The organism is Streptomyces mobaraensis, assembly GCF_020099395.1.
Taxonomy (GTDB): Bacteria; Actinomycetota; Actinomycetes; order Streptomycetales; family Streptomycetaceae; genus Streptomyces.
The window spans coordinates 4,025,790-4,040,522 of the sequence record NZ_CP083590.1 but is presented as its reverse complement, the minus strand read 5'-3'; the positions used below and the strand labels follow the sequence as shown (position 1 = coordinate 4,040,522).

The following is a 14,733-nucleotide window of genomic DNA, read 5'->3' as shown; positions in this document are numbered from 1 at the left end:
TGAGGACAAGCCCTCGGCCTATTAGTACCAGTCAGCTCCAACCGTTACCGGTCTTCCACACCTGGCCTATCAACCCAGTCGTCTACTGGGAGCCTTACCCCATCAAGTGGGTGGGAGTCCTCATCTCGAAGCAGGCTTCCCGCTTAGATGCTTTCAGCGGTTATCCCTCCCGAACGTAGCCAACCAGCCATGCCCTTGGCAGAACAACTGGCACACCAGAGGTTCGTCCGTCCCGGTCCTCTCGTACTAGGGACAGCCCTTCTCAAGACTCCTACGCGCACAGCGGATAGGGACCGAACTGTCTCACGACGTTCTAAACCCAGCTCGCGTACCGCTTTAATGGGCGAACAGCCCAACCCTTGGGACCGACTCCAGCCCCAGGATGCGACGAGCCGACATCGAGGTGCCAAACCATCCCGTCGATATGGACTCTTGGGGAAGATCAGCCTGTTATCCCCGGGGTACCTTTTATCCGTTGAGCGACGGCGCTTCCACAAGCCACCGCCGGATCACTAGTCCCGACTTTCGTCCCTGCTCGACCCGTCGGTCTCACAGTCAAGCTCCCTTGTGCACTTACACTCAACACCTGATTGCCAACCAGGCTGAGGGAACCTTTGGGCGCCTCCGTTACCCTTTAGGAGGCAACCGCCCCAGTTAAACTACCCACCAGACACTGTCCCTGATCCGGATCACGGACCCAGGTTAGACATCCAGCACGACCAGAGTGGTATTTCAACGACGACTCCACACACACTGGCGTGCATGCTTCACAGTCTCCCACCTATCCTACACAAGCCGAACCGAACACCAATATCAAGCTATAGTAAAGGTCCCGGGGTCTTTCCGTCCTGCTGCGCGAAACGAGCATCTTTACTCGTAGTGCAATTTCACCGGGCCTATGGTTGAGACAGTCGAGAAGTCGTTACGCCATTCGTGCAGGTCGGAACTTACCCGACAAGGAATTTCGCTACCTTAGGATGGTTATAGTTACCACCGCCGTTTACTGGCGCTTAAGTTCTCAGCTTCGCCCCACCGAAATGGAGCTAACCGGTCCCCTTAACGTTCCAGCACCGGGCAGGCGTCAGTCCGTATACATCGCCTTACGGCTTCGCACGGACCTGTGTTTTTAGTAAACAGTCGCTTCTCGCTGGTCTCTGCGGCCACACCCAGCTCAGAGTGCAAGACTCATCACCGGACATGGCCCCCCTTCTCCCGAAGTTACGGGGGCATTTTGCCGAGTTCCTTAACCATAGTTCACCCGAACGCCTCGGTATTCTCTACCTGACCACCTGAGTCGGTTTAGGGTACGGGCCGCCATGAAACTCGCTAGAGGCTTTTCTCGACAGCATAGGATCATCCACTTCACCACAATCGGCTCGGCATCAGGTCTCAGCCTTAACGTGTGACGGATTTACCTACCACACGGCCTACACCCTTACCCCGGGACAACCACCGCCCGGGCTGGACTACCTTCCTGCGTCACCCCATCGCTTACCTACTACAAGTCTGGATCGTCGGCTCCACCACTTTCCATTCCCCGAAGGGTCCGGAACGGCTTCACGGACTTAGCATCGCCTGATTCGATATTGGGCGTTTCAAAGCGGGTACCGGAATATCAACCGGTTGTCCATCGACTACGCCTGTCGGCCTCGCCTTAGGTCCCGACTTACCCTGGGCAGATCAGCTTGACCCAGGAACCCTTAGTCAATCGGCGCACACGTTTCCCACGTGTGTATCGCTACTCATGCCTGCATTCTCACTCGTGAACCGTCCACAACTCGCTTCCGCGGCTGCTTCACCCGGCACACGACGCTCCCCTACCCATCACAGCGGGCGTTGGCCCTCATGCTGCAATGACACGACTTCGGCGGTACGCTTGAGCCCCGCTACATTGTCGGCGCGGAATCACTTGACCAGTGAGCTATTACGCACTCTTTCAAGGGTGGCTGCTTCTAAGCCAACCTCCTGGTTGTCTCTGCGACTCCACATCCTTTCCCACTTAGCGTACGCTTAGGGGCCTTAGTCGATGCTCTGGGCTGTTTCCCTCTCGACCATGGAGCTTATCCCCCACAGTCTCACTGCCGCGCTCTCACTTACCGGCATTCGGAGTTTGGCTAAGGTCAGTAACCCGGTAGGGCCCATCGCCTATCCAGTGCTCTACCTCCGGCAAGAAACACACGACGCTGCACCTAAATGCATTTCGGGGAGAACCAGCTATCACGGAGTTTGATTGGCCTTTCACCCCTAACCACAGGTCATCCCCCAGGTTTTCAACCCTGGTGGGTTCGGTCCTCCACGAAGTCTTACCTCCGCTTCAACCTGCCCATGGCTAGATCACTCCGCTTCGGGTCTTGGGCGCGCTACTCAATCGCCCTATTCGGACTCGCTTTCGCTACGGCTTCCCCACACGGGTTAACCTCGCAACACACCGCAAACTCGCAGGCTCATTCTTCAAAAGGCACGCAGTCACGACACAAGAAGCAAGCTCCCTGTGCGACGCTCCCACGGCTTGTAGGCACACGGTTTCAGGTACTATTTCACTCCGCTCCCGCGGTACTTTTCACCATTCCCTCACGGTACTATCCGCTATCGGTCACCAGGGAATATTTAGGCTTAGCGGGTGGTCCCGCCAGATTCACACGGGATTTCTCGGGCCCCGTGCTACTTGGGTGTCTCTCAAACGAGCCGCAATGATTTCAGCTACGGGGGTCTTACCCTCTACGCCGGACCTTTCGCATGTCCTTCGCCTATCACTACGGTTTCTGACTCGTCTCACAGCCGGCAGACTATGAAAGAGAGATCCCACAACCCCGCCTGCGCAACCCCTGCCGGGTATCACACACAAACGGTTTGGCCTCATCCGGTTTCGCTCGCCACTACTCCCGGAATCACGGTTGTTTTCTCTTCCTGCGGGTACTGAGATGTTTCACTTCCCCGCGTTCCCTCCACACTGCCTATGTGTTCAGCAGCGGGTGACAGCCCATGACGACTGCCGGGTTTCCCCATTCGGACACCCCCGGATCACAGCTTGGTTGACAGCTCCCCGGGGCCTATCGTGGCCTCCCACGTCCTTCATCGGTTCCTGGTGCCAAGGCATCCACCGTGCGCCCTTAAAAACTTGGCCACAGATGCTCGCGTCCACTGTGCAGTTCTCAAACAACGACCAGCCACCCACCACCCCGACACCGAAGCATCGAGTTCACTGGGGCCGGACCGAAGATACAGACCAAAGCCCGTACCCTCAGACACCCAACAGCGTGCCCGACCCAGCCTCTCCAGACCCTGTGTTCCACGCCGAAGCAGTACTAACAAGTCCCTCAAGACTGTGCCGAATAGTCAACGTTCCACCCATGAGCAACCGTACGAGTCATTCGCTCGTAGTCGGCTATATGCTCCTTAGAAAGGAGGTGATCCAGCCGCACCTTCCGGTACGGCTACCTTGTTACGACTTCGTCCCAATCGCCAGTCCCACCTTCGACAGCTCCCTCCACAAGGGTTGGGCCACCGGCTTCGGGTGTTACCGACTTTCGTGACGTGACGGGCGGTGTGTACAAGGCCCGGGAACGTATTCACCGCAGCAATGCTGATCTGCGATTACTAGCAACTCCAACTTCATGGGGTCGAGTTGCAGACCCCAATCCGAACTGAGACCGGCTTTTTGAGATTCGCTCCACCTCACGGTATCGCAGCTCATTGTACCGGCCATTGTAGCACGTGTGCAGCCCAAGACATAAGGGGCATGATGACTTGACGTCGTCCCCACCTTCCTCCGAGTTGACCCCGGCAGTCTCCTGTGAGTCCCCATCACCCCGAAAGGCATGCTGGCAACACAGAACAAGGGTTGCGCTCGTTGCGGGACTTAACCCAACATCTCACGACACGAGCTGACGACAGCCATGCACCACCTGTACACCGACCACAAGGGGGGCACTATCTCTAGCGCTTTCCAGTGTATGTCAAGCCTTGGTAAGGTTCTTCGCGTTGCGTCGAATTAAGCCACATGCTCCGCTGCTTGTGCGGGCCCCCGTCAATTCCTTTGAGTTTTAGCCTTGCGGCCGTACTCCCCAGGCGGGGAACTTAATGCGTTAGCTGCGGCACGGACGACGTGGAATGTCGCCCACACCTAGTTCCCAACGTTTACGGCGTGGACTACCAGGGTATCTAATCCTGTTCGCTCCCCACGCTTTCGCTCCTCAGCGTCAGTATCGGCCCAGAGATCCGCCTTCGCCACCGGTGTTCCTCCTGATATCTGCGCATTTCACCGCTACACCAGGAATTCCGATCTCCCCTACCGAACTCTAGCCTGCCCGTATCGAATGCAGACCCGGGGTTAAGCCCCGGGCTTTCACATCCGACGCGACAAGCCGCCTACGAGCTCTTTACGCCCAATAATTCCGGACAACGCTTGCGCCCTACGTATTACCGCGGCTGCTGGCACGTAGTTAGCCGGCGCTTCTTCTGCAGGTACCGTCACTCTCGCTTCTTCCCTGCTGAAAGAGGTTTACAACCCGAAGGCCGTCATCCCTCACGCGGCGTCGCTGCATCAGGCTTTCGCCCATTGTGCAATATTCCCCACTGCTGCCTCCCGTAGGAGTCTGGGCCGTGTCTCAGTCCCAGTGTGGCCGGTCGCCCTCTCAGGCCGGCTACCCGTCGTCGCCTTGGTAGGCCATCACCCCACCAACAAGCTGATAGGCCGCGGGCTCATCCTGCACCGCCGGAGCTTTCCACCACCAACCATGCGGTCAGTAGTCGTATCCGGTATTAGACCCCGTTTCCAGGGCTTGTCCCAGAGTGCAGGGCAGATTGCCCACGTGTTACTCACCCGTTCGCCACTAATCCCCTCCCGAAAGAGGTTCATCGTTCGACTTGCATGTGTTAAGCACGCCGCCAGCGTTCGTCCTGAGCCAGGATCAAACTCTCCGTGAATGTTTACCGGTCATCCGGTTCAACACTCGCGTTGAGCGGAACGACCAAGCGGAATAAGCCCGGTCGTTCACAGCGTCCTCGCTGTGTTTTTCAAAGGAACCTCATCCAGGACCACAAGGATCCATGGACGGGGTTGTTTTATAGTCTGGCGTTGACTTTTGGCACGCTGTTGAGTTCTCAAGGAACGGACGCTTCCTTTGTACTCACCCGAGAGACTCTCTCAGGCTTTCCTCCGGGCGCTTCCCTTCGGTGTTTCCAACCTTACCAGATCCGTTTTCCGTTCCGTTTCCGGCCCGGATTCGAAATCCGATCCCCGTTGGAGGGGGTTTTTCGCCGTGGAGCGGCTATTTGTTACTGCCGCGCCCTTCGGCGTGATCACTACTTTAGCGGATTTCCCCGGCGGCGCCTAATCGGCGCCTGGGGCTCAAACCGAACCGAATTCCGGCATGCCGAAATCAATCCCGTTCAAGGGCCGTGCAGTAGTGGATCCCGCCGAGCTGGCGTGAAGTGCCGCCCCGGTTCCCTCTCGGGCCCCGCTGGCAACTCGAAGAACCTTACACGAGGGCTTGGTACGGATCAAACCCGTGGCGCAAGCGGTTTCCGGGCGGTACGGTCGCGGCATGACCCTGCATGCCCGTAACGGCCAGTGGTGGCCCGCCTGACGGCGGCCACTCCCTGCGCGTACCCACGCATGCACCTCACGGCCGCCGCCTCGGCGGCCGTTTTTGCTGTCTGTGGCGGTGGTCCCCGTTCCCGACGAGAGGGACCCATGACCCCCGCGACCTCCGCGACCCCCGCACCCCCCACGACCCGCATCTTCAGCGGTGTGAAGCCCACCGGCCACCTGACCCTCGGTAACTACCTGGGCGCCGTCCGGCAGTGGGTCGAGTCGGACCAGCACCGCGCCGACGCCCTCTTCTGCGTGGTCGACCTGCACGCGCTGACCGTGGAGCACGACCCGGCCCGTGTCCGGCGGCTGAGCCGGCAGGCCGCGACCCTGCTCCTGGCGGCCGGCCTGGACCCCGCCCTCTGCACGGTGTTCGTGCAGAGCCACGTCGACGAGCACACCCGGCTGTCCTATCTCCTGGAATGCACCGCCGCGGACGGCGAGATGCGCCGGATGATCCAGTACAAGGAGAAGTCGGCACGAGAACGGGCGGCCGGCGGGAGCGTCCGCCTCTCCCTCCTCACCTATCCCGTGCTGATGGCCGCCGACATCCTCGCGTACCGCGCCGACGAGGTCCCCGTCGGCGACGACCAGGCGCAGCACGTCGAGCTGACCCGCGATCTCGCCGTGCGCTTCAACCAGCGGTACGGGCAGACGTTCACCGTCCCCCGCGCCGTCCTCCCGCCGGTCGCGGCCCGGGTCATGGACCTCCAGGACCCCACGTCGAAGATGGGGAAGTCGCACGCGGAGACCTCCGGCATCGTCTATCTCCTCGACGAGCCGGGCGTGGTGCGCAAGAAGGTGATGCGCGCGGTCACGGACAGCGCGACGGACGTCGTCTACGACCGCGCCGAACGCCCCGGCGTCGCCAACCTCCTGGAACTGCTCGCCGCCTGTACCGGCACCGCGCCGGGCGCGCTGGCCGCGGGCTACGGCTCGTACGGCGCGCTGAAGCGGGACACCGCGGACGCGGTGGTGGAACTGTTGCGCCCGGTACGTGAGAGGCACGCCGAACTCTGCGCCGACCCGGCGTACGTCGACGGCGTCCTCCGCGACGGGGCCCGCCGGGCGCGGGAGCTGGCACGGCCGACGGTCGACGCCGCGTACCGGGCCATCGGCCTGCTCCCGGCCGCCTGACCACAGGCCGTCCACCGCCCGAAGCCCTTCGGAGCCGGCGGTCCGTTTCGTCAGCCCGTTCCGGAGGCCAGCTCGCGGCTGCGGTCGCGGGCCGCCTCCAGGGCGGCGATGAGCGCGTGCCGGACGCCGTGCTTCTCCAGCTCTCGGATGGCGTTGATCGTCGTGCCGGCCGGCGAGGTCACGGCCTCGCGCAGCTTGACGGGGTGTTCCCCGCTGTCGCGGAGCATCACGGCCGCGCCGATGGCAGCCTGGACGATCAGGTCGTGGGCTTTGTCCCTGGGCAGGCCGAGGAGGATGCCGGCGTCCGTCATCGCCTCGACGAGGAAGTAGAAGTACGCCGGGCCGGAGCCGGAGAGCGCGGTCGCGGCGTCCTGCTGCGTCTCGGGGACGCGCAGCGTCTTGCCGACCGGCTTGAAGATCGCCTCGGTGCGCAGCAGATGGTCCTCGGTGGCGTGCGTGCCCCCGGAGATGACCGACATGCCCTCGTCCACCAGGACCGGCGTGTTGGGCATGACGCGCACCACGGGCGTCCCGGCCGGGAGCCGTTCCTCGAAGAACGCGGTGGGGACGCCGGCCGCCGCGCTGATGACGAGCCGGTCGGCCGGCAGGTGCGGGGCGAGTTCGTCCAGGAGCGTCGCCATGTCCTGCGGCTTGACGGCCAGGATGAGCGTGTCGGCGGCCTTCGCCGCGTCGGTGTTGCCTACGGCCTCGACGCCGTAGCGCTCGCGCAGGGCCTCGGCCCGTTCCGGACGGCGTGCGGTGCAGAGCAGCTGCGCGGGGTCCCAGCCGGCCCGGATCATGCCACTGAGCAGCGCTTCACCGATCTTTCCTGTCCCGAGGACGGCGACTGTCTGGGTCACGGTGTTCACCTTTTCCGCTTTCGCTGTGCCGTGCTGTTGCCGCACTGGCTGTCATCTTCGCACCCGGTCCCGGACGGTGGTGGGCGGTAGGGGCGGACGCGGGCGCGGGGGAGAGAAGCCACGGCGCGCGCTGAGGCGCGTGGGTCGCGGTGTCCGCCGGAGTGAACGGACGGAGCTCTTCCGTGTGCTCGATTCCGTGTTTACAACGCGGTAACGCACCGGTCGGTCCAGGGGCACAGGGCTTGGTCACACTGGGGGCGGGTGTTCACGGCGCACTGCCGGAGGAGGCGAGGACGCGTCCGTACGGGCACCGCGCCCGGAGCTGTCCCGCGTCCGCCGCCGGATCCCGCCCTTCTCCCCTTTCTCCCCTTTCTCTCCTTCCTCCTTTCTTCACCCGCAGAAGCTGCCCGGCCCGTATGCCCGTACTCGTCGTCCACCGCAGGTTCTCGGTCCCCGGCCGCCTCAGCGCGCCCGGGGGCGCTGGAGGCAATCCTCATGGAGCACAACGACCTCGTCACCTCCCGCTTCCTCACCTCCCGCTTCGGCACCTCCCGCCTCGCCACCGACTCCCTCCTCCGGCTCCTCCGCCTTCCTCGGTTCCTCCGAGCCGACGTCCACGCGTCCCTGGTCGTCTTCCTCATAACCGTGCCGCTCTCCGCCGGTGTGGCCGTGGCCTCCGGGGTTCCGGTGGAGCTGGGCCTCGTCACCGGGATCGTCGGGGGGCTGCTGACCGGGCTGCTGCCGGGCAGCAGCATCCAGGTGAGCGGGCCGGCCGCGGGTCTCGCCGCGCTCGTGTACGAGGCCGTGCGCACGTACGGGCTCGGCGCCCTGGGCGTACTGGTCCTCGCCACCGGCCTGTTGCAGGTGGTGCTGGGCCTGCTGCGGATCGGCCGCTGGTTCCGGAAGGTGCCCATCGCCGTGATGCAGGGGATGCTGGCGGGAACCGGACTCGTCCTGATCACAGGCCAGTTGTACGAACTCGCCGACGCGGACGCACCCGGCGGCGGCCTGGAACGGCTCGGCGGGCTCGTCCTCCTGGTCACCGGGACCCTGGAGTCCCCGACGGCGCTGACCGCCGGCGCGGTGGGCATCGGCACGATGGCGCTGATGGCGCTGTGGCAGCGCTGGCCGCGCGGTGTACGCCTGGTCCCGGCGCCCCTGGTCGCGGTGCTCGTGGCGACGGTCGTGACCTCGGCGCTGCGCCTGCCGGTGGACCGGCTGCGGATCGGCGATCTGATGACGGCCGTCCAGCCGCCGGACGGCCCGGACTTCGTACGGCTCGGGCAGGTCGGCGTCCTGGGTACGGTCCTGGCCTTCACGCTCGTCGCCTCGGCCGGCAGCCTGCTCGGCGCGACGGCGGTCGACCGGCTGCACGAGGGTCCGCGCACCGACTACGACAAGGAGCTCATCGCGCAGGGCGCCGGCAACACGGTGTGCGGCATGCTCGGTGCCCTTCCACTGACCACCGTCATCGTGCGCAGTACCGCCAACGCCCGGGCGGGCGCGCGGACTCGGGCCTCCCGAGTGCTGCAGGGAGTGTGGCTGGCCGTGTTCGCCGCTTTGTTGCCCTGGGCTCTGGGAGCGGTGCCGGTCGCGGCGCTCGCCGGTGTGCTGGTGGTCCTGGGCCGGCAGCTGCTTCCCGTACGGGAGTTGGGGCGGTTGTGGGACGGGCACCGGGGCGAGGTCGCGGTTCTCCTCGCCACGGCCGGCGCGATCGTGGTGACCGACCCCTTCGAGGGCGCCGTCGTCGGACTGCTCCTGGCCGGCGTCAAGGCCGGCTGGGAGGCGACTCGGTTCCGGGCCGACCGCGGACGAGGTGGGCAAGGGCGGGCGGACGACGGCCGTATGCCCGTGATCAGCAAGAAATGACGGGTGCTGCGGACGGAATACGACGCCTGAAACGCAGAAAAGCCCCGGGCCGGATTGCTTTCACAATCCGAGCCCGGGGCTCTCCATCAAATTTAGTTCGGCGGCGTCCTACTCTCCCACACGGTCCCCCATGCAGTACCATCGGCGCTGAAAGGCTTAGCTTCCGGGTTCGGAATGTAACCGGGCGTTTCCCTAACGCTATGACCACCGAAACACTATGAAACAATTTCAAACAACCGGCACTTTGGTTGTTCGTGGTTTCAGAACCAACACAGTGGACGCGAGCAACTGAGGACAAGCCCTCGGCCTATTAGTACCAGTCAGCTCCAACCGTTACCGGTCTTCCACACCTGGCCTATCAACCCAGTCGTCTACTGGGAGCCTTACCCCATCAAGTGGGTGGGAGTCCTCATCTCGAAGCAGGCTTCCCGCTTAGATGCTTTCAGCGGTTATCCCTCCCGAACGTAGCCAACCAGCCATGCCCTTGGCAGAACAACTGGCACACCAGAGGTTCGTCCGTCCCGGTCCTCTCGTACTAGGGACAGCCCTTCTCAAGACTCCTACGCGCACAGCGGATAGGGACCGAACTGTCTCACGACGTTCTAAACCCAGCTCGCGTACCGCTTTAATGGGCGAACAGCCCAACCCTTGGGACCGACTCCAGCCCCAGGATGCGACGAGCCGACATCGAGGTGCCAAACCATCCCGTCGATATGGACTCTTGGGGAAGATCAGCCTGTTATCCCCGGGGTACCTTTTATCCGTTGAGCGACGGCGCTTCCACAAGCCACCGCCGGATCACTAGTCCCGACTTTCGTCCCTGCTCGACCCGTCGGTCTCACAGTCAAGCTCCCTTGTGCACTTACACTCAACACCTGATTGCCAACCAGGCTGAGGGAACCTTTGGGCGCCTCCGTTACCCTTTAGGAGGCAACCGCCCCAGTTAAACTACCCACCAGACACTGTCCCTGATCCGGATCACGGACCCAGGTTAGACATCCAGCACGACCAGAGTGGTATTTCAACGACGACTCCACACACACTGGCGTGCATGCTTCACAGTCTCCCACCTATCCTACACAAGCCGAACCGAACACCAATATCAAGCTATAGTAAAGGTCCCGGGGTCTTTCCGTCCTGCTGCGCGAAACGAGCATCTTTACTCGTAGTGCAATTTCACCGGGCCTATGGTTGAGACAGTCGAGAAGTCGTTACGCCATTCGTGCAGGTCGGAACTTACCCGACAAGGAATTTCGCTACCTTAGGATGGTTATAGTTACCACCGCCGTTTACTGGCGCTTAAGTTCTCAGCTTCGCCCTGTCGAAACAGAGCTAACCGGTCCCCTTAACGTTCCAGCACCGGGCAGGCGTCAGTCCGTATACATCGCCTTACGGCTTCGCACGGACCTGTGTTTTTAGTAAACAGTCGCTTCTCGCTGGTCTCTGCGGCCACACCCAGCTCAGAGTGCAAGACCCATCACCGGACATGGCCCCCCTTCTCCCGAAGTTACGGGGGCATTTTGCCGAGTTCCTTAACCATAGTTCACCCGAACGCCTCGGTATTCTCTACCTGACCACCTGAGTCGGTTTAGGGTACGGGCCGCCATGAAACTCGCTAGAGGCTTTTCTCGACAGCATAGGATCATCCACTTCACCACAATCGGCTCGGCATCAGGTCTCAGCCTTAACGTGTGACGGATTTACCTACCACACGGCCTACACCCTTACCCCGGGACAACCACCGCCCGGGCTGGACTACCTTCCTGCGTCACCCCATCGCTTACCTACTACAAGTCTGGATCGTCGGCTCCACCACTTTCCATTCCCCGAAGGGTCCGGAACGGCTTCACGGACTTAGCATCGCCTGATTCGATATTGGGCGTTTCAAAGCGGGTACCGGAATATCAACCGGTTGTCCATCGACTACGCCTGTCGGCCTCGCCTTAGGTCCCGACTTACCCTGGGCAGATCAGCTTGACCCAGGAACCCTTAGTCAATCGGCGCACACGTTTCCCACGTGTGTATCGCTACTCATGCCTGCATTCTCACTCGTGAACCGTCCACAACTCGCTTCCGCGGCTGCTTCACCCGGCACACGACGCTCCCCTACCCATCACAGCGGGCGTTGGCCCTCATGCTGCAATGACACGACTTCGGCGGTACGCTTGAGCCCCGCTACATTGTCGGCGCGGAATCACTTGACCAGTGAGCTATTACGCACTCTTTCAAGGGTGGCTGCTTCTAAGCCAACCTCCTGGTTGTCTCTGCGACTCCACATCCTTTCCCACTTAGCGTACGCTTAGGGGCCTTAGTCGATGCTCTGGGCTGTTTCCCTCTCGACCATGGAGCTTATCCCCCACAGTCTCACTGCCGCGCTCTCACTTACCGGCATTCGGAGTTTGGCTAAGGTCAGTAACCCGGTAGGGCCCATCGCCTATCCAGTGCTCTACCTCCGGCAAGAAACACACGACGCTGCACCTAAATGCATTTCGGGGAGAACCAGCTATCACGGAGTTTGATTGGCCTTTCACCCCTAACCACAGGTCATCCCCCAGGTTTTCAACCCTGGTGGGTTCGGTCCTCCACGAAGTCTTACCTCCGCTTCAACCTGCCCATGGCTAGATCACTCCGCTTCGGGTCTTGGGCGCGCTACTCAATCGCCCTATTCGGACTCGCTTTCGCTACGGCTTCCCCACACGGGTTAACCTCGCAACACACCGCAAACTCGCAGGCTCATTCTTCAAAAGGCACGCAGTCACGACACAAGAAGCAAGCTCCTTGTGCGACGCTCCCACGGCTTGTAGGCACACGGTTTCAGGTACTATTTCACTCCGCTCCCGCGGTACTTTTCACCATTCCCTCACGGTACTATCCGCTATCGGTCACCAGGGAATATTTAGGCTTAGCGGGTGGTCCCGCCAGATTCACACGGGATTTCTCGGGCCCCGTGCTACTTGGGTGTCTCTCAAACGAGCCGCAATGATTTCAGCTACGGGGGTCTTACCCTCTACGCCGGACCTTTCGCATGTCCTTCGCCTATCACTACGGTTTCTGACTCGTCTCACAGCCGGCAGACTATGAAAGAGAGATCCCACAACCCCGCCTGCGCAACCCCTGCCGGGTATCACACACAAACGGTTTGGCCTCATCCGGTTTCGCTCGCCACTACTCCCGGAATCACGGTTGTTTTCTCTTCCTGCGGGTACTGAGATGTTTCACTTCCCCGCGTTCCCTCCACACTGCCTATGTGTTCAGCAGCGGGTGACAGCCCATGACGACTGCCGGGTTTCCCCATTCGGACACCCCCGGATCACAGCTTGGTTGACAGCTCCCCGGGGCCTATCGTGGCCTCCCACGTCCTTCATCGGTTCCTGGTGCCAAGGCATCCACCGTGCGCCCTTAAAAACTTGGCCACAGATGCTCGCGTCCACTGTGCAGTTCTCAAACAACGACCAGCCACCCGTCACAACCCGCCGAAGCAAGCCTTTACCGGGGCCGGACCGAAGGCAACAAGCTCACGCTCGTACCCTCAGACACCCAACAGCGTGCCCGACCCAGCCTCTCCAGACCCTGTGTTCCACGCCGAAGCAGTACTAACAAGTCCCTCAAGACTGTGCCGAATAGTCAACGTTCCACCCATGAGCAACCGTACGAGTCATTCGCTCGTAGTCGGCTATGTGCTCCTTAGAAAGGAGGTGATCCAGCCGCACCTTCCGGTACGGCTACCTTGTTACGACTTCGTCCCAATCGCCAGTCCCACCTTCGACAGCTCCCTCCACAAGGGTTGGGCCACCGGCTTCGGGTGTTACCGACTTTCGTGACGTGACGGGCGGTGTGTACAAGGCCCGGGAACGTATTCACCGCAGCAATGCTGATCTGCGATTACTAGCAACTCCAACTTCATGGGGTCGAGTTGCAGACCCCAATCCGAACTGAGACCGGCTTTTTGAGATTCGCTCCACCTCACGGTATCGCAGCTCATTGTACCGGCCATTGTAGCACGTGTGCAGCCCAAGACATAAGGGGCATGATGACTTGACGTCGTCCCCACCTTCCTCCGAGTTGACCCCGGCAGTCTCCTGTGAGTCCCCATCACCCCGAAAGGCATGCTGGCAACACAGAACAAGGGTTGCGCTCGTTGCGGGACTTAACCCAACATCTCACGACACGAGCTGACGACAGCCATGCACCACCTGTACACCGACCACAAGGGGGGCACTATCTCTAGCGCTTTCCGGTGTATGTCAAGCCTTGGTAAGGTTCTTCGCGTTGCGTCGAATTAAGCCACATGCTCCGCTGCTTGTGCGGGCCCCCGTCAATTCCTTTGAGTTTTAGCCTTGCGGCCGTACTCCCCAGGCGGGGAACTTAATGCGTTAGCTGCGGCACGGACGACGTGGAATGTCGCCCACACCTAGTTCCCAACGTTTACGGCGTGGACTACCAGGGTATCTAATCCTGTTCGCTCCCCACGCTTTCGCTCCTCAGCGTCAGTATCGGCCCAGAGATCCGCCTTCGCCACCGGTGTTCCTCCTGATATCTGCGCATTTCACCGCTACACCAGGAATTCCGATCTCCCCTACCGAACTCTAGCCTGCCCGTATCGAATGCAGACCCGGGGTTAAGCCCCGGGCTTTCACATCCGACGCGACAAGCCGCCTACGAGCTCTTTACGCCCAATAATTCCGGACAACGCTTGCGCCCTACGTATTACCGCGGCTGCTGGCACGTAGTTAGCCGGCGCTTCTTCTGCAGGTACCGTCACTCTCGCTTCTTCCCTGCTGAAAGAGGTTTACAACCCGAAGGCCGTCATCCCTCACGCGGCGTCGCTGCATCAGGCTTTCGCCCATTGTGCAATATTCCCCACTGCTGCCTCCCGTAGGAGTCTGGGCCGTGTCTCAGTCCCAGTGTGGCCGGTCGCCCTCTCAGGCCGGCTACCCGTCGTCGCCTTGGTAGGCCATCACCCCACCAACAAGCTGATAGGCCGCGGGCTCATCCTGCACCGCCGGAGCTTTCCACCACCAACCATGCGGTCAGTAGTCGTATCCGGTATTAGACCCCGTTTCCAGGGCTTGTCCCAGAGTGCAGGGCAGATTGCCCACGTGTTACTCACCCGTTCGCCACTAATCCCCTCCCGAAAGAGGTTCATCGTTCGACTTGCATGTGTTAAGCACGCCGCCAGCGTTCGTCCTGAGCCAGGATCAAACTCTCCGTGAATGTTTACCGGTCATCCGGTTCAACACTCGCGTTGAGCGGAACGACCAAGCGGAATAAGCC

Annotated in this window: 3 protein-coding genes and 5 rRNA genes; 2 read left to right on the top strand and 6 right to left on the bottom strand. The window is 61.5% G+C overall.

Features of this window, described 5'->3' with window-relative positions; genetic code table 11:
• Position 1: 1 nt before the first annotated feature.
• A 23S ribosomal RNA gene (locus tag K7I03_RS17590) occupies positions 2-3,124 on the bottom strand.
• A 276-nt stretch (positions 3,125-3,400) separates the two neighbouring features.
• Positions 3,401-4,926 (bottom strand): 16S ribosomal RNA (locus tag K7I03_RS17585).
• Together the 16S and 23S rRNA genes form the textbook arrangement of a ribosomal RNA operon.
• 769 nt (positions 4,927-5,695) lie before the next feature.
• Between K7I03_RS17585 and trpS the strand changes: the two genes are divergently transcribed.
• Positions 5,696-6,730: a tryptophan--tRNA ligase gene (gene trpS / locus K7I03_RS17580; RefSeq protein ID WP_185946274.1), complete on the top strand. Its 1,035-nt coding sequence runs from the start codon at positions 5,696-5,698 to the stop codon at positions 6,728-6,730.
• A gap of 50 nt (positions 6,731-6,780) precedes the next feature.
• Here the strand turns inward: trpS and proC are convergent, their stop codons facing one another.
• Entirely contained in the window at positions 6,781-7,590 is an 810-nt protein-coding gene (proC, locus tag K7I03_RS17575) for a pyrroline-5-carboxylate reductase (RefSeq protein WP_185946273.1), read from the bottom strand.
• A gap of 495 nt (positions 7,591-8,085) precedes the next feature.
• On the opposite strand from proC, the gene K7I03_RS17570 reads away from it, so the two are divergent.
• Positions 8,086-9,459 (top strand): SulP family inorganic anion transporter, encoded by a 1,374-nt coding sequence (locus K7I03_RS17570; RefSeq protein ID WP_185946272.1) that lies wholly within the window; start codon positions 8,086-8,088, stop codon positions 9,457-9,459.
• A 95-nt stretch (positions 9,460-9,554) separates the two neighbouring features.
• Here the strand turns inward: K7I03_RS17570 and rrf are convergent.
• From rrf to K7I03_RS17555, 3 genes are all read right to left on the bottom strand, one after another.
• Positions 9,555-9,671, bottom strand: a 5S ribosomal RNA gene (rrf, locus tag K7I03_RS17565).
• A gap of 78 nt (positions 9,672-9,749) precedes the next feature.
• Positions 9,750-12,872, bottom strand: a 23S ribosomal RNA gene (locus tag K7I03_RS17560).
• Between the two features lie 275 nt (positions 12,873-13,147).
• Positions 13,148-14,673, bottom strand: a 16S ribosomal RNA gene (locus K7I03_RS17555).
• Positions 14,674-14,733: the final 60 nt, after the last annotated feature.

Coding starts and splice junctions, on each gene's coding strand:
- K7I03_RS17570 (WP_185946272.1), top strand. CDS start 8,086: ATGGAGCACAACGACCTCGTCACCTCCCGCTTCCTCACCTCCCGCTTC.
- trpS (WP_185946274.1), top strand. CDS start 5,696: ATGACCCCCGCGACCTCCGCGACCCCCGCACCCCCCACGACCCGCATC.